At 32.9% G+C, this 23,710-nt stretch carries 17 protein-coding genes; 15 read left to right on the top strand and 2 right to left on the bottom strand.

Annotated elements, in window-relative coordinates; all coding sequences use genetic code 11:
• Positions 1 to 151: 151 nt before the first annotated feature.
• Positions 152 to 2,566, bottom strand: coding sequence for a TonB-dependent receptor domain-containing protein (locus GFJ94_RS07080; protein ID WP_153200855.1), 2,415 nt, complete (start codon positions 2,564 to 2,566; stop codon positions 152 to 154).
• Between the two features lie 167 nt (positions 2,567 to 2,733).
• Here GFJ94_RS07080 and argS point away from each other — a divergent pair, with 167 nt between their 5' ends.
• The 4 genes from argS to GFJ94_RS07100 all read left to right on the top strand — a co-directional run bounded on the left by argS (position 2,734) and on the right by GFJ94_RS07100 (position 9,008).
• On the top strand, positions 2,734 to 4,518 hold the full coding sequence (gene argS / locus GFJ94_RS07085; RefSeq protein ID WP_153200856.1) for an arginine--tRNA ligase: 1,785 nt from the start codon (positions 2,734 to 2,736) through the stop codon (positions 4,516 to 4,518).
• Between the two features lie 113 nt (positions 4,519 to 4,631).
• Complete coding sequence (locus GFJ94_RS07090) at positions 4,632 to 6,080, top strand: hypothetical protein (RefSeq protein WP_162523814.1); 1,449 nt, start codon at positions 4,632 to 4,634, stop codon at positions 6,078 to 6,080.
• Complete coding sequence (locus GFJ94_RS07095; RefSeq protein ID WP_153200857.1) at positions 6,070 to 7,491, top strand: GDSL-type esterase/lipase family protein; 1,422 nt, start codon at positions 6,070 to 6,072, stop codon at positions 7,489 to 7,491. The genes GFJ94_RS07090 and GFJ94_RS07095 overlap by 11 nt, the downstream gene beginning before the upstream one ends.
• Positions 7,492 to 7,493: 2 nt before the next feature.
• Positions 7,494 to 9,008 carry an MBOAT family O-acyltransferase gene (locus tag GFJ94_RS07100; protein ID WP_162523815.1) on the top strand — a complete coding sequence of 505 codons (1,515 nt, stop codon included), beginning with the start codon at positions 7,494 to 7,496 and terminating at the stop codon, positions 9,006 to 9,008.
• Positions 9,009 to 9,071: 63 nt separating this feature from the next.
• Here the strand turns inward: GFJ94_RS07100 and GFJ94_RS07105 are convergent, their stop codons facing one another.
• Positions 9,072 to 9,773 carry a peroxiredoxin gene (locus GFJ94_RS07105; protein WP_153200858.1) on the bottom strand — a complete coding sequence of 234 codons (702 nt, stop codon included), beginning with the start codon at positions 9,771 to 9,773 and terminating at the stop codon, positions 9,072 to 9,074.
• Positions 9,774 to 9,999: 226 nt separating this feature from the next.
• Between GFJ94_RS07105 and GFJ94_RS07110 the strand changes: the two genes are divergently transcribed.
• The 11 genes from GFJ94_RS07110 (at position 10,000) to GFJ94_RS07160 (ending at position 23,674) form a co-directional block, all read left to right on the top strand.
• Positions 10,000 to 10,980: a DUF3365 domain-containing protein gene (locus GFJ94_RS07110; protein ID WP_153200859.1), complete on the top strand. Its 981-nt coding sequence runs from the start codon at positions 10,000 to 10,002 to the stop codon at positions 10,978 to 10,980.
• A 276-nt stretch (positions 10,981 to 11,256) separates the two neighbouring features.
• On the top strand, positions 11,257 to 11,559 hold the full coding sequence (locus GFJ94_RS07120) for a hypothetical protein (protein ID WP_162523816.1): 303 nt from the start codon (positions 11,257 to 11,259) through the stop codon (positions 11,557 to 11,559).
• Between the two features lie 62 nt (positions 11,560 to 11,621).
• Complete coding sequence (locus tag GFJ94_RS07125) at positions 11,622 to 13,220, top strand: hypothetical protein (RefSeq protein WP_153200861.1); 1,599 nt, start codon at positions 11,622 to 11,624, stop codon at positions 13,218 to 13,220.
• Between the two features lie 109 nt (positions 13,221 to 13,329).
• Positions 13,330 to 13,536 (top strand): hypothetical protein, encoded by a 207-nt coding sequence (locus GFJ94_RS07130; protein ID WP_153200862.1) that lies wholly within the window; start codon positions 13,330 to 13,332, stop codon positions 13,534 to 13,536.
• 154 nt (positions 13,537 to 13,690) lie between these two features.
• On the top strand, positions 13,691 to 15,040 hold the full coding sequence (locus tag GFJ94_RS07135; protein WP_153200863.1) for a cytochrome ubiquinol oxidase subunit I: 1,350 nt from the start codon (positions 13,691 to 13,693) through the stop codon (positions 15,038 to 15,040).
• 11 nt (positions 15,041 to 15,051) lie between these two features.
• Positions 15,052 to 16,089, top strand: a complete 1,038-nt coding sequence (gene cydB, locus GFJ94_RS07140; RefSeq protein WP_153200864.1) for a cytochrome d ubiquinol oxidase subunit II — start codon at positions 15,052 to 15,054, stop codon at positions 16,087 to 16,089.
• 109 nt (positions 16,090 to 16,198) lie between these two features.
• Positions 16,199 to 17,659, top strand: a complete 1,461-nt coding sequence (locus GFJ94_RS07145) for an NAD(P)/FAD-dependent oxidoreductase (RefSeq protein WP_153200865.1) — start codon at positions 16,199 to 16,201, stop codon at positions 17,657 to 17,659.
• A 52-nt stretch (positions 17,660 to 17,711) separates the two neighbouring features.
• Entirely contained in the window at positions 17,712 to 17,843 is a 132-nt protein-coding gene (locus GFJ94_RS12710; protein ID WP_255471468.1) for a hypothetical protein, read from the top strand.
• Between the two features lie 171 nt (positions 17,844 to 18,014).
• Entirely contained in the window at positions 18,015 to 19,322 is a 1,308-nt protein-coding gene (locus GFJ94_RS07150) for a TolC family protein (RefSeq protein ID WP_153200866.1), read from the top strand.
• A 4-nt stretch (positions 19,323 to 19,326) separates the two neighbouring features.
• Positions 19,327 to 20,412, top strand: coding sequence for an efflux RND transporter periplasmic adaptor subunit (locus GFJ94_RS07155; RefSeq protein ID WP_153200867.1), 1,086 nt, complete (start codon positions 19,327 to 19,329; stop codon positions 20,410 to 20,412).
• Positions 20,413 to 20,476: 64 nt separating this feature from the next.
• Positions 20,477 to 23,674 carry an efflux RND transporter permease subunit gene (locus tag GFJ94_RS07160; protein ID WP_153200868.1) on the top strand — a complete coding sequence of 1,066 codons (3,198 nt, stop codon included), beginning with the start codon at positions 20,477 to 20,479 and terminating at the stop codon, positions 23,672 to 23,674.
• Positions 23,675 to 23,710: the final 36 nt, after the last annotated feature.

Raw genomic sequence — 23,710 nt, forward strand, 5'->3', positions numbered from 1 at the left:
TAGAGAATAGAAAAAAGAAAAAAGAATATAGATAAAAAGCGCTCTGAGATTTCAGAACGCTTTTTTACTTTTTTATTGAAAATTCCAAGTTGAATATTCAACATTATATTTAATAACGAATGTTGAATTTTCAACAACGAATATTGAAATTTTAGAACATTCCGCCACCACCTTGAGTTTCATTTGCATCTCTTTGTTTTCTGGCTAAAGCACGGTTTTTTCCGCCACCGAAAATGTAATTGAATCCTACATAGAAAGTTTGACTTTCCCAGTAAAACGCCCCTTGTTGTCTAAACGGAATATTTCCATCAAAAGCAAAACGCATATTTTCAAAAACGTCGTTGTAACGAGCTGTGATGGTTCCTTTTCCTTTTAAAATGTTATAAGTTGCTCCAATATCCATTTTGTACATTTCCATTCTATCGTATTGTAAACCTCTGTCTTTTCCTCTATACATTCCAAATAATTGAAAACGCAAATCTTTTGTAGCCGTAAAACTATTGTTGATTCTTGCGTTAAAAGTAGTTACATCTACTTCAGCATTTTCTAAAGCATTTGTGCTAGCATTTTGTACGGTTCCTTTTGCCGTTTTAAAATAAACATCGGCACTTGCATTAACAGACCACCATTGTGTGAATTTTAAATTTCCTGAAGTTTCAATTCCAAAGGCATCATTATTATCAAAGTTGTCATATGATAAAATGTTACGATTTGGATTGTTTGGATCGTTGTAAACTACTCTCGAAATTTCATCTGAAATACTTCTGTAGAAAACACCACTTGTAATAGAACCAATTTTGGTTGTTCTAGTATAATTCACTTCAAACGAATTGGTAAATTGTGGAACTAAATCTGGATTTCCTCTCGATTCCATTAAAGGTGTTGTCCATTCTCTAATTGGGCTAATTTGTCCAATACTTGGTCGGTCAACTCGTCTTGAATAATTAAAATTGAATGAGTTTTTATCGTTTGCCGTATACGTTAAAAATGCTGATGGATAAGCTGTAAACAAGTCGTCAGAAATGTTTTGAGCATCAGTAAAACTAGGATTTGTCTCGTTGATGGCAAAATCAGCATCCAAGTCAAAATGTTCTAAACGCACCCCAAGTTGACCGCTCCATTTTCCAATTTGCTTACCAACATTCGCATAAGCTGAATAAATATTTCTTCCAAATTCAAACGAATTATTCGCACTTGTAAAACTCGGATTAATATCATTAAAACGGTTACCCGAATTTTGAATTCTTGTTTCAACACCTAATTCCAATTTTGTAGTTTCAGTTATAGGGTTGATATAATCGGCATTAAACTGAAAATAATCAGTGGTTCCTTTTACAATATTGGTTCTGTCAAAATTAAAAGTTGGATTCGAAATTGTTTCATCGTACACTGTATTCTCGTCATTCACCGTGTGTGAGTAGTTTAATTGAATCTCTAAATTTTCATCTTTCTTTTCAAAATCATGTTTAAAAACCATATCGTAAGTTTGGTTTTTATTGTTTCCTCTACTTCCAAAAAGTTGTGTTGTGTTTCTATTCGCAATTGGGTCGTCATAAACTACAGTAGTCAAACCAGAACCTGTTCCAGATGTAAAACTTTGATTGGTGTAAGCAGATAATGTGTTTTTGTCGTTGATGTAATAATCCATTCCAAGCTTTAAAAGGTGCGAATTATTCTTGTTTTTAAATTGAAAATCTTGGCGATTTTCTTGCGTAGGTCTTTCGCTATCTACAAAGCCATTGTTGGCATTGATTCCGTGATTAAAACCATAATTGGTGTAAAAATTTACTTTTCCAACACGATAATTCATGTTTAAAGCTGAGTTGGTTTTTGGTGTGATTCCAAAAGTAACACCTGTGTTTAATGAACCATTAAAACCATCTTGCGAATTTTTATGCAAAATAATATTGATAATTCCACTCATTCCTTCTGGGTTGTATTTTGCCGAAGGATTTGTAATCAATTCAATTTGTTTAATCGAAGCCGAAGGAATTTGTTGCAACAATTGCTCTACTGAAACATTCGAAGGTTTTCCGTCGATAAGCACACGTACATTGCTGTTTCCTCTCATGCTAATTTCTTTCGTTTGGGGATCAATACTAACTGTTGGAATATTGTTCATAATTTCAGAAGCTGTAGTTCCTGATGCGATTAAATCTTTACCAACATTAATTACTTTTCTATCAATTTTTTGCACCATGTTTGAACGTTCAGCTACCACTTCAACATCTTTTAATTCTGAAACGTCTTCAGAAATAGCGATTATTCCTAAGTTTTGATTGGCGTCTGAAGTCAAATCCATGTTTTTAATAACTGTTGTATATCCAATAAATTGAATTTCAACTATGTATTTTTGTAAAGCTAATTTGTTGATGGCAAAATTTCCGTCTTCTGTGGTTACACCTCCTGTAACAATCTTGTCATTATCTTTAAGAATAATGTTCACGTAAGGTAAAGGTTCATTTGTGTTTTTGTCAATAACCTTTCCTTTGATGCTTCCTGAATTTTGTGCAAATCCAAAAGTAATTGAGCACAAGAAACAGGTGATAATTAATTTAAGTTTCATTTGTTTGTTTTTGATTAAATGATTGATGATTGTGTTTAATAGACTTCAACAATTGTTAAATGTTACAGTATTTTTAAAATATTTTTTTAATCGAAAAAAAACTAATCACTATTTACTAATCACTAACTACTATTTATTACCTTTGCACGTTCAAAAAATAAGGTAAAATGACATTACATCACACATTAACAACACACATCCAAAATGCGGTTCTTGAATTGTTCAATATTTCTATTGAAAAAGTTGAATTTCAAGCTACTAGGAAAGAGTTCGAAGGTGATATTACTATGGTAGTTTTTCCTTTGGTAAAAGCATTAAAAGGTAATCCAGTTGAAATCGGAAATCAGATAGGAAATTGCTTAGTAACGAACGTAAATGAAGTTTCTAAGTTCAATGTAGTAGGTGGATTTTTAAATATTGTGATTTCGGATGCTTTTTATGTGGAATTTTTTAATTCGATAAAAAACAACGAGACATTTGGTTTTGTAGCTCCAAGAGAAGGAGAAAAGGCGGTTATGGTAGAATATTCTTCGCCAAATACTAACAAACCTTTGCATTTAGGACACATTCGTAACAACTTATTAGGTTATTCCGTTGCCGAAATCATTAAAGCTTCTGGAAAAAAAGTATACAAAACGCAAATCATCAACGATAGAGGAATTCATATTTGTAAATCAATGTTGGCTTGGCAAAAATTCGGTAACGGACAAACGCCAGAATCAACAGGATTGAAAGGTGATAAATTGGTTGGGAATTTCTATGTTGAATTCGACAAACAATATAAAAAAGAAATTACGGAATTAATCGCTCAAGGTAAAACCGAAGAAGAAGCAAAAAAACTAGCACCATCTATTTTAGAAGCACAACAAATGCTTTTAGATTGGGAAAATGGAAAGCAAGAAGTTATTGAACTTTGGAAAACCATGAACCAATGGGTGTATGATGGATTTGAACAAACGTATAAAAATCTTGGCGTAAATTTTGATAGCTATTATTATGAATCCAACACGTATTTACTTGGAAAAGAAGTAGTGCAATTTGGTTTAGAAAAAGGTATTTTTGAGAAAGATCCAGATGGTTCGGTTTGGATTGATTTAACAGCGGATGGATTGGATAGAAAAATCGTGCTTCGTTCTGACGGGACAGCGGTTTATATGACTCAAGATATTGGAACGGCTATCCAACGTGTGAAAGATTTTCCAGATGTTGGAGGAATGGTTTACACCGTTGGAAACGAGCAAGATTACCATTTTAAAGTGTTATTCTTAATCTTGAAAAAGTTAGGGTTTGATTGGGCTGATAGCTTATATCATTTATCATACGGAATGGTGGAATTGCCTTCTGGAAAAATGAAATCACGTGAAGGAACCGTTGTAGATGCAGATGATTTAATGGCAGAAATGACTACAACAGCGCAAACAATTTCGGAAGATTTAGGAAAATTAGAAGGTTATTCTGAAGATGAAAAAGCGGTTTTATTTAAAACAATCGGTTTAGGTGCGTTGAAATATTACATGTTAAAGGTTGATCCGAAAAAACAAATGATGTTCAATCCAGAAGAATCAGTTGATTTTGCTGGAAATACAGGACCATTTATTCAGTATACTTACGCTCGTATTCAGTCGATTTTGAGAAAAGCTGATTTTGATTTTGAAAATGTTGTCATATCGAGCGGAGTCGAGATACATGAAAAAGAGAAAGAATTAATCAAGCAAGTACAATTATTCCCTGAAGTAATTCAAAATGCGGCAGAGAATCATAGTCCGGCGTTGATTGCAAATTATACGTATGATTTGGTAAAAGAATTCAATTCGTTTTATCAACAAGTTTCGATTTTAGGAGAAGAAAATCACGATAAAAAAGTGTTTAGAGTACAATTGTCAAAATCAGTTGGAAACACCATAAAAAATGCATTTCAGTTATTAGGAATTGAGGTTCCTGAGCGAATGTAAAAATATTTCAACATTCAAAATTCCATGTTGAATATTCCTTGTTTAAATATCGAACAACGAACTTGGAACAACGAATTTTGAAATAGTAAATCAGTTATAAGAGATAAAATTAAGTGAACACATCAAAATATTTTTTTCAAACTTTAATTGTGGTAATCGTTTCTGGATTGTCTTTTTTGGCATTCAAAACGTTTTTGCCTAAGAAATTATTTGCCGAAAGTAAATTAGATTCTAAAAATGTGGTAGTCGATAGTTTGCTTTTGGAAGCTATTGCCGAAGATGAGGGTGAAGTGACCGAAGACTCTATAACTAAAACCGTTATTGATTATAAAGTGGTAAACGGTATTAAATTCCCGCCAGAAACATTCGAAGAATATACTGGAAATCAATATTTAGCGACATTTTTTGAAAAGCTATTCCAATTAGAAACAAAAAAAGAAGGCAATGTTCGCATCGCTTATTTTGGAGATTCGATGACCGATGGCGATTTAATTGTAAAAGATTTTAGAACGTATTTCCAAGAAAAATTTGGTGGGCAAGGTGTTGGTTTTGTGAACATCACATCAGAATCTGCAAGTTCTCGTAGTTCTGTTACGCACGAATTTTCTGGAAATTGGAAAACACAATCGTATTTAAAAGTTAAACATCCGTCTAGAGCTTTTGGAGTGAATGGACATGTGTTTTTTGCAAACGATACAGCAAATTTGGCTTGGGTAAAATATAAAGCAACTAAAACAAGATTTGCAACAGAATTACCTCGACCAACCTTATTCTACGGAAGTTCTTCTAACAAAGAAGGAAAGGTGTTTTATGTTGCTGGCGATACAATCGTAAAAAAAATGACACCAAACAATACGTTAAACACACTTACATTATCGGAAGGAAGTTTGAAAAGTATTAAAGTAAATTTTAAACAAGCCGATTCTATTCCAATCTACGGATTCAATTTTGATGATGGAAAAGGCGTTCATGTGGATAATTTTTCTAACAGAGGAAATTCAGGTTTGCCATTAGGAAGTTTTGATATCAATACGATGCGTGCGTTTCATGACAAATTAGATTATGATTTAATTGTCTTGCAATATGGTGCTAATGTGTTGAATTACGGTTCGTTAAATTATAGTTGGTACGAAAAACGAATGGCGAAAGTAGTAGCGCATTTGAAAGAATGTTTTCCAGGAGTGGCTATTTTAATTATTTCAACTGCAGATAAATCTACCAAATACGATTTAGAAATGAAAACAGATTCTGCCGTTATTCCTTTAAATGCTGCACAAAAACGTTATGCAATTAAATCGGAATCGAGTTTTGTAAACATGTACACCTTAATGGGAGGTAATGGTTCCATGATTCAATGGGTAGAACAAGAGCCAGCAAGAGCCAATAAAGATTATACGCATTTTAATCATAGAGGCGCAAAAGAAGTAGCTAATTTGATTTTTACACAATTAAATCAAGGTTATGAAACCTATAAGGGATTAAGAAAAAAACGTAAAAAACAAGCTGCTCCAGTAAAAAAAGATAGTGTGATAATCAATAAAGATTCCGTTTATGAAGAATAGATTTTTGATATTTTTGTTAGGAATTTCTTTTTTTGGATTTTCTCAAGATACTTTATTAGTGCCAATGGATTCGGTTTATACGGATATTCCTGTAGTTGATTCTATCGAAGTTACTTTTACAGGAAACGACATTCAAAATCCTAGTGCATTATTGTCTTTTTATGATAAAATGTACCAATTAGAACAAAGTAAATCAGGTAAGATTAATATAGTTCATATTGGAGATTCGCACATACAAGCCGATTTGTTTACCGCTAAAATTCGTGCTCAATTTCAAAAGGTGTTTGGAAATGGTGGTTTTGGTTTTACCTTTCCGTATAGTGTAGCTAAGACAAATAACAGTGCTCCAATTCGGTATTCTGCATCAGGAAGTTTTCAAAGTTTCAGGAATTTATATGCTGATGAAAATCGACCAGTTGGCTTAAGTGGTTTTTCTATGGAAACGACTTTAAAGGATTTTGCAATTCAATTGAATGTAAAAGATGCACAATATAATTTTACGAAATTGAAAGTCATTACGCCACAAAATGTGAATTTGTTTGATGTTTCTGTTTCTAATAAAAACATTGTCATTGAAAGAAAAGTACCGAAAAAAATCACGCATAAAGTTAAGCCAGGTGAAGTTTTAGGTGGAATAGCTAATAAATATAATGTTTCTTTGAAAGCTTTGAAACAAGCAAACGGTTTAAAAAGTGATATGATTCGCGATGGAAAGGTGTTGACGATTCCAACTAAAGGAACACAATCAAAGTCTACAACCAAAACGGAATATATTCCAATCGAATTACAACCTTCGTTATTTTCTAACGATTATATTTCGGAAACACCTTTAGATAAAATTGCGATTGTTCCCAATCAAGAGATTGATGATTTTGCTTTGAATGGATTGGTTTTAGAAAATGATAATTCGGGTGTGATTTATCACAGCATAGGTGTGAATGGTGCAAAAGCTTCAGATTATAATAAATTCAGATTGTTCAATGAGCAATTACCTGTTTTAAATCCAGATTTGGTTATTATTTCCTTAGGAACAAATGAGAGTTTCGATAAGCAATCAGGCGAACAATATTTTGCACATTTGGATCAAATGATTCAAGGAATTAAAGAAAAAAATCCACAAGCTTGTGTTTTGGTAATGACACCACCTCCATCGGTTTTACATCGAAAATATAGAAATACTTTTATTGAAAAATATGCCGAAGCAATTGAAAATAATGCGCAAAATAGTAATTATGCTTTTTGGGATTTGCTAAAGATTTTTGGTGGGAACAATGCCATCAATAGAAACGCAGCAAAAGGTTTTATGGCTAGAGATAAAGTACATTATTCAAAAGTAGGTTACGAAAAACAAGGCGATTTGTTTTTTGAAGCATTTTTACAATCATATGAATTATTCAAATCAACAAAATAGAAGTGAGAGCACTTTTTAATTTACAAAATTGGTTTCTAGAAACAGTAGGAAATGTTGATTTAGAAACAGTAAAAAATTGGTTTATTTATAACCTAAAACAACCACTATTATTCAATAGTGCTTTGTTTTTAGGATTGTTTCTAATCTTTTACAGTATTTATATTTTATCTCGAAAAACGCATTATTTCCGCATAACATATGTAGTATTGTTTTCGTTGTTTTTCTATTATAAATCAAGTGGGTTCTACTTTTGGATCTTGATATTTTCATCTATCGTAGATTATTCGCTTTCCCGACTTATTTATGTGGAAGCTCAGCAATTCTATCGTAAGTTTTATTTGATATTAAGTTTGTTGATAAACTTAGGAATGTTAGCGTATTTTAAATATACCAATTTCTTCATCGATAATTACAATTCACTTTTCGACGGAACTATGAAGTTTGAAGATATTATTCTTCCTGTCGGAATTTCATTTTACACTTTCCAAACCTTAAGTTATACCATTGACGTTTACCGAAGAGAATTAGAGCCAACAAAAAGCTTTATGGATTTCTTGTTCTTCGTTTCGTTTTTTCCGCAATTAGTAGCAGGGCCAATTGTAAGAGCAAGTGATTTCATTCCTCAAATTTATGAAAAATTAAAGTTAACGAAAGAAGATTTCAATCGCGCTTTATTTCTGATTATTGGAGGTTTATTAAAGAAATCGGTGATATCAGATTACATTTCATCCAACTTCGTTGACCGTGTTTTTGATGCGCCAAACAGTTATACTGCTTTTGAAAATTTAATGGCATCTTACGGCTATGCGATTCAAATTTATTGTGACTTCTCAGGTTATTCTGATATAGCAATCGGATTAGCTTTATTAATGGGATTCTGGTTACCTGATAACTTTAGAACACCTTATCAATCAGGTTCTATTACCGAGTTTTGGAGAAGATGGCATATTTCACTTTCGAGTTGGTTAAGAGATTATTTATACATTTCTTTAGGCGGAAATCGAAAAGGAAAAATCAGAACCTATTTCAACTTATTTATGACCATGTTGTTAGGTGGATTATGGCATGGTGCTTCTTGGAAATTTGTAGTTTGGGGTGTTTTGCATGGATTGGCTTTAGTAGTAGAGAAATTTTTTGGACAGTTTATTAAATTGCCAAAAAATATTGTTGTCCGAACCATTCAAGTGGTTTTAACGTTCCATTTTGTGGTTTTTTGTTGGTTGTTTTTTAGAGCAAAAGATTTTGAAACTGCCTTTCAAGTGATTCAAAATATTGGAAAATTAACCTTCGATTTTAATCAATGGCAAACCATAATTTTAGGCTATAAAAACGTCTTTTTATTGATTGCTATTGGAGTAATTTGGCATTTTGTTCCCGTAAAAGGAATTGCTTTTATGCAAAAAACGTTTAGTTCAATTCCGTTATTGGTGAAAGCTATTTTATTAGGATTGATTTATTGGGTTGTTTATGCTACGGCTTCTGCTGGTGCGCAACCGTTTATTTATTTTCAGTTTTAAAAAAAAATAGTCTGAAAAACGATGAAGCTTTTCAGACTAAATTACTCATACCTAAATTAAATACTATTTTTTCAAAATTGTATTTAAAACTAAATCTTTATCTAATTTTTTAGTACAGAAAAACCAATCTTTACAGTCTAAAGTTTCATCGTTTTCCATTCTTTCTTTTGCAACACCACAAGAACCTGCGGTTGGCACAATTACATCGTCTCCAGGTCTCCAATAAGCTGGACAAGCTACTTCAAAAGCATCGGCAGTTTGTAAAGCAATTAAAGCTCTGTAAATTTCGTCAAAGTTTCTTCCAATACTTAATGGATAATATAAAATAGTTCTAATAGTTCCTTTTGGATCTACAAAGAATACGGCTCTCACAGCTTTTGTATTGCTTTCGCCTTCCATAATCATTCCGTATTTTTTAGAAACTTCCATTGTAATGTCTTCGATTAAAGGAAATTTAACTTCGATGTTCTTCATTCCTTTGTATTCGATTTTTTCTTTAATGGTTCTTAACCATGCAATATGGCTATACAATCCATCAACTGATAATCCTAATAATTCACAATTAGCTTCTTTAAATTGATTTTCCATGCTTGCGAAGGTCATAAATTCAGAAGTACAAACAGGAGTAAAATCGGCTGGGTGACTAAAAAAGATGACCCATTTTCCTTCATAATCTTTTGGAAAGTTGATAGTTCCTTGTGTTGTAATTGCAGTAAATTCTGGTGCTTGTTCGCCAATTCTTGGCATAAATACTTGATTTTCCATTTTTTCTATTTTTAAAATGTTATTATTAATTTTTGATGGTACAAATTTCAATCAAAAAAAATGTTGAAAAAGTAACAAGAGTTCCTTAGTATAATAAAATATTATTATATATTAATGTAATTATAAATTTTATCTATTTTATTATTGGTTTCTCAAATTGATTTGTAACAATCGTTACATCGTTTTATTTGCAATTCTATACATTTGATTTTTAAATAAAATAGAGATGAGATATATTGTTGCAGTAATAGTATTATTTGGTTTTGTGAGTTGCCAAAAAGATAAAAAAGTGTATAAAGAAATTCAAGATGCAAATCCAACTTCACTTCAAAATGAAATTCATGAAGGCAAAAAACTTATGGTAACCCATTGTTATTTGTGTCATAGTCCAAATGCAGCTGAAAGCGAAGGAAGAATTGCGCCACCAATGGTAGCTATTAAAGCAAGATATATCGACAAAGAAGGTTACAACAAAGAAGAGTTTGTAAAACATGTTACAGCATTTGTTGACAATCCAACAGAAGATATAGCACTTATGTATGGAGCAGTAAAAAAACATGGTGTTATGCCAAAACAAGTTTTTCCTGAAGGAAGTGTTGAAAAAATTGCCAATTTCATGTTTGATTATCAAATTGAAGAACCGGAGTGGTTTAAAGAGCATTGGGAAGGTCATGGCAATGAAAATTGGACACAATCGGGTAAAAAGTATGTGGAAGAAAAAAAAGAGAAAACCTATGCTGATATTGGTATAGAATATGCTTTGGGTACTAAAAAAGTATTGGGTAAAAATTTGATGGGAGCTATCCAAAAAAAAGGAACTCTCGAGGCTCTATCCTTTTGTAACATTCAAGCTATACCTTTAACAGACAGTATGTCAACTAAATTTAACGCTTCTATAAAACGTGTTTCTGATAAAAATAGAAATCCAAATAATAAAGCGAATACCGAAGAATTACAATACATTGCTCAATTTAAGAAAGAGTTAGCTGCCAAAAAAGAAATAAAACCAGTTGTAATAGAAAAAGGAAATAAAGTTCAGTTTTATTATCCAATTGAAACCAATACCATGTGTTTGCAGTGTCATGGAAAACAAATTAAACCAGAAGTTTCAAAGCAAATTATGAAATTATATCCAAAGGATTTAGCTATTGGTTATAATGAAAGCGAAGTTCGTGGTATTTGGAGTATTACTTTTGATAAAAAATAGTATGGCCAAAAAGACATATATCATTACTGGAATTGGAATTGTTGTTGGACTACTGTTAGGATATTTATATTATTTAGAAATAGGTTGTGCGTCTGGAATGTGCCATTACTTCTAAACCCTTAAATAGTACCTTATATGGAGGAATAATGGGCGGATTGCTTTTTAGTATGATTGGTGATTTTTTTAAGAAGAAAAAGAGCTAATTTCTTGTGTAACAATTGTTACTAAATATTTTTAAAGTTTACTTACATTTGTTAAATGAAATTCTCGGTTCACATGTTATGTTTTTACTTGTTGCTTCTGCTGACTTTGCCGTCAGTTAGAGCTATGAAAATGTTTGTGAGTCAAGAATGTCAAAATACTTGTCATAATGATGAGGCATCAAATTCAGGTTGTGAAAAAGGTAAAGTAATCATGAATTTGAACTTTAGTCCAACGCAATTTGTCTCTGAAATTTCGCTTAAAGAAATCATTTTAATTCCCGATTTTTATACCGAAAAGGAAAAATCAAACTACGAAAAGATTTTCATCCCAAAATACCAACATTCTATTTGGCATCCGCCCAAATTTTTCATTTAAGAAATTTAATAGTTTATTTATGGTTCCTTTTTTGATAGGAACTCAACTTATAATTTTATACAATGAAAAAATATTTCATCGTGTTATTATTGACTTTTTTACAGTCATCAATAGCACAAACTACTTTTGATTATGATGTAGTTTTAACTCCGGTTTCTGTTTCAGGATTACCAGGATTGCATTCCTATGCTTTTGCGCAACATAATGGAAAATGGTTAATCATTGGCGGAAGAAAAGATGGTGTACACGCACGCCAACCTTTTAATGCGTTTCCAGATGCACAAAACAATAAGGATATTTATGTGGTAGATATTGCCACACAACAATCTTGGTCGGCTTCAGTGAATTCGCTTCCGACTGGGATTAAAGAACAATTGCAATCGACCAACATGAATTTTTATCAAGATGGTGATGCTTTGTTTATTATTGGAGGATACGCTTATTCAACAACAGCTACCGATCATAAAACGTTCAATAATTTGACTTCAGTTGACGTGCCTAGTTTGATAAACGCTATCATTGCAGGAACTCCAATTACATCCTATTTCAAACAAATATCAAATGACGTTTTTGCGATTACGGGAGGTCAATTAGCAAAAATTGGTACTACGTTTTATTTGGTAGGCGGTCATCGTTTTGATGGAAGATATAACCCAATGAATAACCCAACGTTTACCCAAACGTATTCAAATGCTATCCGAAAATTTACAATTGATAATTCGGGAGCGAGTTTGAGTTATGCCAATTATGAAGAAGTTATAGATGCCGTTCATTTGCACCGACGTGATTATAATTTATTACCTCAAGTGTTTCCTGATGGCGAATTAGGGTATACGATTTCTTCAGGCGTATTTCAAATTGCGGTGGATTTACCATTTTTATATCCAGTTGATATAAAAGCAGGAGGTTATTTTCCTCAAACGCAATTCAATCAATATTTGAGCAATTATCATAGCGGAAAGGCTTGTTTGTATGATGCTACCAATAATAGAATGCACAATTTGTTTTTTGGAGGCATGAGTCAGTATTTCTATCAAGCTGGAAATCTAATTCAAGATAATACCGTTCCGTTCGTGAAAACCATCAGTAGAACTACTCGTTTCGCAGATGGAAGTTTGCTTGAATATCAATTACCTGTTGAAATGCCAAATTTAAAAGGCGCAGGAGCCGAATTTATCCCTAATGAGAATTTACCGCATTATTCAAATGAAGTAATTCAATTGTCGAATATTACAGCGGATGAATTCGTAATTGGACATTTATTTGGAGGAATTCAAAGTTCTTCACCTTCGGCATTTACAGATAATCAAACCAATTTAACGAGTGCTGACCCTACGGTTTATGAAGTTAAATTAGTGAAAAATCCGTTATTAAGCACGCCTCAAATAGATGGTAAAAATCCGTTTTCGTTTACGGTTTCGCCTAATCCAACATCGAATGATACAGTTAGAATTCAATTTGATATGGCTTATTCTGCTAAAGTCAATTATATAATATCTACGTTAGATGGTAAAATAGCAGAAGAAGGAGAAATCGAAGATGTAAGTGCAGGAATAAACAGTATGAACTTTAGTTTGGTCGCTGCAAATTCAGAGTTTGTTATTATAACTTTTATTTTTGATGATAAATTTTATGTGTCTCAAAAAGTAATAAAAAAGTAATAACTGTTAAATTAATAAAAAATTAAGAGTACTATTTCTAAAATTATATATATTTGTCATAGTACAATACAAACAAAAAAGATTAAATAACAATTTAAAAATAAATAAAATGAAAAAATTAGTTTCTATTATGGCTGTTGCCGCTTTTATGTTATCAATGAATGTTAATGCTCAAGAGCCAAAACAAAAAGCTAAAAAAGAGAAAGCAAAAACTGAAAAATCTTGCTCAACTGAAGAAAAAAAATCTTGTGGTACTGAAGCAAAATCAGGTGGATGTTGTTCTTCTAAAAAAGCTACTGAGAAAAAAGCTGAATAGTTTTAAACTCATATTTATAAAGACGCCCCGATTTTATCGGGGCGTTTTTTTATAAAAACAATTCAACATGTGTTAAAATTTTATTTGTGTAACAAGCGTTACTTTTAAAAAGATTAACTTACAATAGCTTTGTTCAACAATAAAATATATTATTATGGATGTCGAAATATTAGCTCGAATTCAGTTTGCTTTCACCATTGCTTTTCATTATATCTATCCGCCTTTAAGTATAGGAATAGGTTTGATTATGGTAATTATGGAAGGATTGTATTTAAAAACGGGCAAAAAAGAGTATGAAGTTTTAACCCGTTTTTGGTTGAAAATATTTGCTATTACTTTCGGAATTGGTGTGGCAACAGGAATTATCATGGAGTTTGAATTTGGAACCAATTGGGCAGTTTATTCGAGCTATGTTGGTGATATTTTTGGAAGTGCATTGGCAGCAGAAGGATTGTTTGCTTTCGGATTAGAAAGTACGTTTTTAGGAATTTTAATTTTTGGTTGGAATAGAGTTTCACCTAAAGTGCATTTTATTTCTACCATTGGTGTTTTCTTAGGTTCTATGTTTTCTGCAGTTTGGATTGTTGTAGCAAATAGTTGGCAACAAACTCCAGCAGGATATCATATTGTTGGTGAAGGTTTTAATGCTAGAGCCGAAGTTACCGATTTTTGGGCTATGGTTTTTAATCCGTCAAGTGTGGACCGAATTATTCATGTCTGGCAAGGTGCATTTTTAGCAGGAGCTTTCATGGTTTTGAGTGTTCATGCTTATTATATTCGAAAAGGAAAATTTGTCGAATTATCCAAAATAGCATTCAAAATAGCTTTAGTAGTAGCAACTGTAGTTTCGTTTACACAATTGATTTCTGGTCATAGTTCAGCAGATGGAGTAGCAGTAAATCAACCTGCAAAATTAGCGGCTATGGAAGGACATTACGAAAAATCAGCACCAGCAGATTTATATCTTTTAGGTTGGGTGGATAATAAAAAACAAGAAGTTACAGGTTTAGGTGTTCCCGGAGGATTATCATTTTTGGTTCATCAAGATTTTAAGGAGCCAATTATGGGATTGAATTCTTTTCCTAAAGAAGATCAACCGAGTCAAGTAAATGCTGTTTTTCAATTTTATCACATTATGATTTCAATTGGAATGTTTTTAATTGCACTATCTTTTTACGCTTGTTTTCTATGGTGGAAAGGAAAATTATTCGAAACCAAATGGATTTTATGGATTTTTTCTTTCTCTGTTCTATTGCCTCAAATTGCTAATCAAGCAGGTTGGTTTGCTGCCGAAATGGGACGTCAACCTTGGATAGTTTACGGACATTTGAGAACAAGTGAAGGTTTTTCACAAGAAGTTTCGGCCAATCAAATTGTATTTTCATTGATTTTGTTTTTAGTTGTTTATTCGCTACTATTTCTCTTGTTTTTGTATTCTTTAAATAAGAAAATCAAACACGGTCCTTATGAAGATGAAGCTCAAAATCAATTAGAAACTATTTAAATTAGTAAAGTATGGAAACATTTTTAGGCATCGATTATCCAACACTTTGGTATTTAGTAGTGGGACTATTATTTTCAGGTTATGCCATCTTAGAAGGATTTGATTATGGAGCAGGAGCATGGCATTTGTTTTTTAGAAAAGATGAAAGCCGTCGAATTGCCATTAATGCAATTGGACCACTTTGGGATGCCAATCAAGTTTGGTTAATTATTGGTGGAGGAGCTTTATTTGCTGGTTTTCCTGTAATGTACGCAACAATGCTTTCGGCCATGTATATTCCGTTTATGTTGTTCTTAATGTTATTGGTTTTACGTTCATCGGCTATAAAATTTAGAAGTGCAGAAACCATGTTGTGGTGGCGAAAAACATGGGATATTATTTATTCATTATCTAATATTTTAATCGCTTTTTTGTTAGGAGTAGTTTTAGGAAATGTGCTGCAAGGATTTGAATTAGGAGAAAATTACAGCTATAAAGGTGGTGTTTTCTTTTCATTTCTTAGTCCATATGCTATTATGGTTGGATTAACAACACTTTCTATTTTTATGACTCAAGGCGCTATTTTTCTTTTATTAAAAACCGAAGGAAGATTGCATACTCGATTAACATTTTTGTTAAAAAAAGGAATGATTTTCTTTATCGTTAGTTTTTCAATAACTTCATTATACACGTTAGTGTTTATACCTGGTGTAACAGATAATTTTAGGGAAAACCCGCTATTTTTTATAATTCCTATTTTATCATTTTTGGCTGTTGCCAATGTACCTCGATTGGTTTCTAAAAAGAAATACTTTCAAGCATTAGTCTTTTCTTCCTTAACTATGGCTTTTTTGTTAATGTTAGTGGCGTTTCAGTTATATCCCACTTTATTAATTTCGACAATTGATCCAAAATACAGTATTACGATTTATAATGCAGCATCTTCGCAAAAATCTTTAGGAATTATGTTAACCATCGTTTTAATTGGTGCTCCGTTATTAGCGGCTTACTTTATATTTCTCTACAAAACATTCAATGGAAAAGTAAAACTTGATGATACAAGTTATTAATACATATTTAATAAGAACGCCTCGAAAATATCGGGGCGTTTTTTATGTAACAAATGTTGCTGTAGCACAAATACATAACAACTAAATTTGACTTATTAAAATAATCAAAATGTCAAAAATAGTTATACTAGGAGCAGGAATTTCGGGTCATACCGCTGCTGCACATTTAAGAAGAAAATTAGGAAAAGAACATGAAGTTTTAGTAGTGTCTCCCAATAGAAATTACCAATGGGTGCCATCCAATATTTGGGTAGGAATTGGAAGAATGAAATCTAAGGAAGTAATATTTCCTTTAGAACCACTATATAAAAGAAAAGGAATAGGATACAAACAAGCCAAAGCCGTTTCCTTTCATCCAGAAGGTGATAGTTCAGAAGCAAAACCGTATATTTTAGTAGAAGGTGTTTTTGGCGATAGCTTAGGTAAACAAGAAAAAGTAACCTACGATTATTTAATTAATGCTACAGGTCCAAAACTTGCTTTTGATATGACCGAAGGATTAGTGCCTGAAACTAATAAAGTGTATTCAGTTTGTACGTATGATCATGCTGAAAAAGCTTCGGAAGCACTTCACAAATTAATTAACCAACTAAAAAAATCAGATAAAAAATCGAAAATTTTAATCGGAACAGGTCATGCAAAAGCCACTTGTCAAGGTGCTGCGTTCGAATATATTTTGAATGTAGAAAAAGAATTGCAAAAGTTTGGTGTTCGTGATAAAGCTGAAATTACTTGGATTTCGAATGAATACGAATTAGGTGATTTTGGAATGGATGGCATGTTGATGGAATACAACGGTTTCAATATGAAATCTAAAGATATGGTGGAAATGATTTTTGAAGATCGTGACATCAAATGGATTTTAGGAGCTGGAGTTACTAAAGTAGAAGATGGATTAGTACATTATGAAAATTTAGAAGGAGAATATAAAACAGAAGCCTTCGATTTTGGTATGCTAATTCCCGCTTTTTCAGGACATGGTTTTCAAGCGTATGACAAAGACGGGCAAAATATTACCGAAAAATTATTCAGAGGTTTTATGGTAGTGGATGCCGATTATACACCAAGACCTTATGAAGAATGGACGGTTCAAGATTGGCCAGAAACTTATCAAAATCCGAGTTATAAAAATATTTTTGCACCCGGAATTGCTTTTGCACCGCCACATACCATTTCAAAACCACGAAAAAGTAAAAACGGGACCGAAATTTTTCCAGCACCACCAAGAACTGGAATGCCTTCTGGAATTACAGCAAAATTAGTAGCAGATAACATTATTGATTCCATTAAATCAGGAAAAGAATCCTTGCATCACAAAGGTTCTATGGGGAATATGGGCGCAGCTTGTATCGCATCAGCGGGTTACGGAATGACACAAGGAAGTGGTGTAAGTATTACAACCTATCCAATTGTTCCTGATTATAAAAAATATCCAAATACTGGTGGAAGAGATATCAAAAAAACTTTCGGAGATATTGGTTTAGCAGGTCATTGGGTGAAATTATCTCTGCACTACGCTTTCCTTTACAAAGCAAAAATGAAACCATTTTGGTGGTTAATCCCTGAATAAAATTAAGGGATAAACTTAAAAAAAGGTTAATTCCTGAATAAATTTTAAAATTATGACACAAAGAATATCAAATGCACAGCGTTCCAAAATGCAAAATCCATTGATTCAATTATTCAAATTCTTTTATTTAAACATTAGAATTTTAAAAATTGTTGCAGGTGGTCACGGAGGAACAAGAAAGTAATAATCATTTTGAAGATGATGATTGTTTTTAGTTTTATTGGTTAGTAAAAGAGCACCTGAAGAGGTGCTCTTTTCATTTGTAACAATTGTCACTTCGTTATGTAACTCTTGTTACCGACTACCTTTTTTTACGAATGTACATTTGTAATATAAAATAAGAATAAACTATACTATGAAAAAAGTCAATTTATTAATCGTATTAGGAATGGTAACTGGTGCTGCTTTTGCACAAGATACTCTGACGATTTCAAAAAATGATTTGTTACAAAAAGTCACTGAAAATAACCTACAAATCAAAGTGGCAGAAAAATCATTTCAATCGGCTAAAGCGGATTATCGTCAATCGAATGCACTCTTTTTGCCCAACATTAATGTGTCGCACACAGGAATTTCTACAACTAATCCTTTAATGGCTTTTGGTTCGAAATTAAATCAGGAAATTTTAACTGCTTCTGATTTTAATCCAGCGTTGTTGAATGACCCAGATGTAACTCAAAACTTCGCCACTAAAATCGAAGTACAGCAGCCTCTTTTTAATTTAGATGGTTTATATGGAAGACAAGCCGCTAAAGCAAAAATGGACGCATTTCAATTACAAACGGAACGAACTAAGGAATATTTAGAATTGGAAGTTTCAAAAGCCTACATGCAATTGCAATTGGCTTATAAAGCAGTGAAAGTCTTAGAAAAAGCGAATGCAACCGCACAAGGCAATTTAAAAATGGTTGAAAACTATTTCAAAAACGGAATGTTGCAAAAAACGGATTTGTTAAACGTGCAAGTTCGTGTGAATGAAATTACAAATCAATTACAATATGCCAAATCAAATGTGCAAAATGCATCCGATTATTTAGCGTTCTTATTGAATGAAGATATGGCTGGAAAAACCTACAAGCCAGCAGAAGCTTTAGACAATTCAATTGCAATCGAAAGTATGAATACCACAATTTCTGATTCCAGAAAAGATATTCAAGCGATGCAAAAATCGTCTGAAGCGTACAAAAAAATGTTTCAATCATCCAAATTTGGATTCTTACCAAGATTAAACGCTTTTGGAAGTTATGAATTATACGATCAAAATATTTTCGGAACTTCAGCTAAAGGCTATTTAGTAGGTGCGCAATTATCATGGAATATTTTTGACGGATTCAAAACCATTGGAAAAACTCAAAAAGCAAAAGCTGATTTTGATAAAGCCGAAATTGAAACCGAACAATACAAGAAGCAAAGTCAGTTAGAGTTAAGCAAAACCAATCGTCAATTGCTAGATGCAGAAAACAAAGTGAATTTATCCCAATTAGCTTTTGAACAATCGCAAGAAGCTTTTAGAATTCGCCAAAATAGATTTACACAAGGATTAGAAAAAACAACCGATTTATTAATGGCTGAAACGCAAATGGCCCAAAAAGAATTAGAGCATTTGCAAGCCGTTTTCGAATATAACTTTACCAAACAATACTTACAATTTTTAACGAAATAATACTATGAAAAAGATAATAACTATAATCACTTTGTCTTCACTAATCTTAACATCTTGTGGAACTGATAAAAAAGAAAATGTAGCTGATTTACCTGCAGTTCCAGTAAAAGTGGCTGGAAATTCAGGAAATTCTAATAGTCCATACATAACAGCAAGTGGAAAAATCGAATCAGAAAATAGTGCCAATTTAAGCACCAGAATGATGGGTTATGTAACCAAAGTGAATGTGAAAGTTGGACAAAATGTATTGGCTGGACAACTTTTAGTAAGCATCAATAATACCGATTTACAAGCGAAAAAAGCACAAGTGGACGCATCCATCACACAAGCAACAGCAGCTTATAACAATGCTAAAAAAGATTATGATCGTTTTGTGAATTTGTTTGCACAACAATCGGCTTCGCAAAAAGAATTAGACGATATGACGGCTCGCTACGAAATGGCAAAAGCCGGTTTAGAAGCAGCCAAACAAATGCGTAACGAAGTGATGGCACAATTCTCTTATTCGAATATTACAGCTCCATTTTCAGGAACCGTAACCAATACATTCGTAAAAGAAGGTGATATGGCAAATCCAGGAATGCCTTTAGTAAGTATCGAAGGTGCTTCAAGATTACAAGTAACGGCAATGGTTTCAGAAAGCGATATTTCAAATGTAAAAAACGGAATGCCAGTCAAAATCAATGTAAAATCAATAAATAAAGAAGTTGCTGGAAAAGTTTCGGAAGTGAGTTTATCTGCAAAAAATACGGGTGGACAATATTTGGTGAAAGTAACTTTGGACAAAATGGATAAAGAAATTTTATCAGGAATGTTCGTAAACGTGCAATTTCCAACGGCTAAAAAAGTAGCAACAGCTGTAAAATCATCAGTAGTTATGGTTCCAGAAACCGCTTTAGTAAAACAAGGTCAATTGACAGGAATTTACACTGTAGGAAGTGGCAATGTCGCAATTTTAAGATGGTTACGAATCGGAAAAACATTCGGGAATCAAGTAGAAGTTTTATCAGGATTATCAGCAGACGAACAATATATCGTTTCAGCTGAAGGAAAATTATTTAACGGAGCTAAAGTTCAATTAGCCAATTAATCAATTAGCTAATATGTCAATTAATTGGCACATCGACACATTGTCTCATTAACAAATTAGAATCATGCAAGAAGGTATATCAGGTAAAATAGCCAATTTTTTCATCAACTCAAAACTAACCATTTTATTGATGGTAGCGTTGATGATTATTGGTACATACAGTTCATTCTTAATTCCAAGAGAAGAAGAACCACAAATTAATGTTCCTATGGCCGACGTAATGGTGGGTTATCCAGGAGCAAGTCCAAGCGAAGTAGAAAGTAGAGTAATTAAACCGCTTGAGAAAGTAATTTCAAACATCAAAGGAGTTGAGCATATTCACAGTATTGCAATGAACGGTCAGGCAATGATGGTCGTGCAATTTTATGTGGGTGAAAACAGCGAAGATTCGTATGTGAAATTATACGATGAATTGATGAAACACCAAAATATGTTTCCGCAAGGTGTTTATCAACCGATGGTGAAAACGCGTTCTATTGACGATGTTCCGATGTTAGGATTAACACTTTGGAGCGAAAAATATGATGATTTTCAATTGCGTCAAATAGCGGAAGAAGTTACTTCGGAAGTTGAAAAAGTAAAAGACGTTGCTATTACGAAAGAAATTGGTGGAAGAACGCGCGAGCTAAAAGTAGTTTTAGACAAAGATAAAATGGGCGAAAATGGAGTAGATGCTTTAAGCATTATGCAAATGATTCAAGCCAATAACGGAAGTTCGCAATCAGGAAGTTTTGTTCAAAATGATACAGAATATTTAGTCACTGCTGGTAAATTTTTAGCTACTTCTGAAGATGTTGAAAATTTGGTTGTAGGTGTAAATAACAATATGCCAGTTTATCTAAAACAAGTCGCATCTATTCAAGACGGACCACAAACACCAAAGAATTATGTTTCTTTTGGATACGGAAAAGCGAATGAAAATTTTGCAAAACACAATTCAGAATATCCAGCTGTAACCATTTCGATTGCAAAAGTTAAAGGTGCGGATGCGATGAAAATTTCAGAGAAAATTCTGGAACGAGTAGAAGCTTTAAAGAAAAATGTAATTCCAACTGATGTACACGTTGAAGTTTCTAGAAACTATGGAGAAACAGCATCGCACAAAGTAGGTGAGTTGTTGTTACATTTAGGTGTTGCTATTATTGCAGTAACCGTTTTAGTAATGTTAGCGATGGGTTGGAGAGGCGGATTAGTTGTGTTTTTCTCCGTTCCATTGACTTTTGCTTTGACTTTATTTAGTTATTATTTATTGGGATATACCTTGAATCGAATCACGCTTTTTGCCTTAGTTTTTGTGGTAGGAATTGTAGTAGACGACAGTATTATTATTGCTGAAAACATGCACCGTCATTTCAAAATGAAGCGACTGCCATTCAAACAAGCGGCTATTTATGCGATTAACGAAGTAGGAAACCCAACGATTTTAGCGACTTTTACTGTAATTGCAGCTATCTTACCAATGGCTTTCGTATCAGGAATGATGGGGCCTTACATGAGCCCGATGCCGATTGGTGCTTCGATTGCGATGATATTATCGTTGTTTGTAGCTTTGACCGTTACACCTTATTTGGGATACCATTTATTACACGAAAAAGACGAGCAAGAACACAAAGAAGAACAAGGTTTAGAAACCTCATGGATTTATAGAATTTACAAAAAAATTGAAGAACCGCTTTTAGACAATTCTAAAAAACGTAATCTAATGTTCTTGATTACAGGCGTTTTATTAATGGGTTCGGTTTTGATGTTTTTTACCAAATCAGTTGCGGTTAAAATGTTACCTTTTGACAACAAAAATGAATTCCAAGTAGTTATCGATATGCCAGAAGGAACTACGTTAGAAAGAACAGCTGCGGTTACAAAAGAAATTGCACAATATCTTTCAACGGTTCCAGAAGTAGTAGATTATCAGAATTATGTTGGGGCATCGGCTCCAATAACATTTAACGGTTTGGTGCGTCATTACGATATGCGTGGTGGAAGCAATATGGCAGATATTCAAGTGAATTTACTACACAAAGAAGATAGAGATTTACAAAGTCATGATATTGCAAAAGTGGTTCGTCCAGAAGTGCAAAAAATTGCAAAAAAATATGGAGCGAATGTGAAAATTGTAGAAGTTCCACCTGGACCACCAGTTTTATCAACTTTAGTCGCTGAGGTGTATGGACCAAATTACGAAGACCAAATCAAAGTAGCGAATCAAGTAAAAACTATTTTGGAAACTACTTCTGATGTAGTGGATACGGATTGGATGGTAGAAGCACCTCAAGTAGAATATAAATTAGAGGTAGATAGAGAAAAAGCCATGTTAAATGGAATCGCTCCGCAACAAGTCGTGGGTAACTTAACGTATTTGTTAAGAGAAATGCCAGTTTCTAATTTATACGATGAGCGTTCGAATAATCCAGTTGGCATCACATTATCATTGGAAGACAAAGACAAAACTTCGATTCAAGACATTCAAAATTTGAAAATAAAAGGCAGTAGAGGAAATGTTGTTCCAGTGAGTGATTTAGTAAAAGTTACAACGGATACCTTACAAAATACGATTTATCGTAAAGATCAAAAACGTGTGGTTTATGTTTTAGCTGATATGGCAGGAGCCTTAGAAAGTCCGGTGTATGCAATTTTAGGAATGAATGAAAAGTTAGAAAAAATGCAATTACCAAAAGGCTATAAAGTAAACGAATTATACATGGATACTCCGTCAGATGAAAGTGATTTCACCGTAAAATGGGATGGTGAATGGCAAATTACTTTAGAAGTATTCCGTGATTTAGGAGCAGCATTTTTAGTTGTAATTATTGTGATTTACATGTTGATTGTAGGTTGGTTTCAAAACTTCAAAACACCTTTAGTAATGATGGTTGCGATTCCACTTTCATTGGTTGGAATTGTATTAGGTCACTGGGTTTTAGGTGCTTTCTTTACAGCAACTTCGTTTATTGGAATGATTGCTTTGGCAGGAGTTATGGTTCGGAATTCTGTCTTACTAATTGACTTTATCGAAATCCGTTTAAACGATGGAATTCCAATGAAACAAGCCATTATTGAAGCAGGAGCAGTAAGAACAACTCCAATTTTATTAACCACTGGAGCTGTTGTAATTGGTGCATCAATCATCTTGTTTGATCCAATTTTCCAAGGACTAGCGATTTCGTTGGTGGCGGGTGCAATTGTTTCAACATTACTAACATTGATTGTAGTTCCATTAATCTACTACATCACGGAACGTAAAAAATGGGAGAAAAATAATTAAATTAATGTCATTCTGAACTTGTTTCAGAATCTAAAA

The sequence above is a fragment of the Flavobacterium sp. LMO8 genome, assembly GCF_009495755.1.
Classification (GTDB): domain Bacteria; phylum Bacteroidota; class Bacteroidia; order Flavobacteriales; family Flavobacteriaceae; genus Flavobacterium.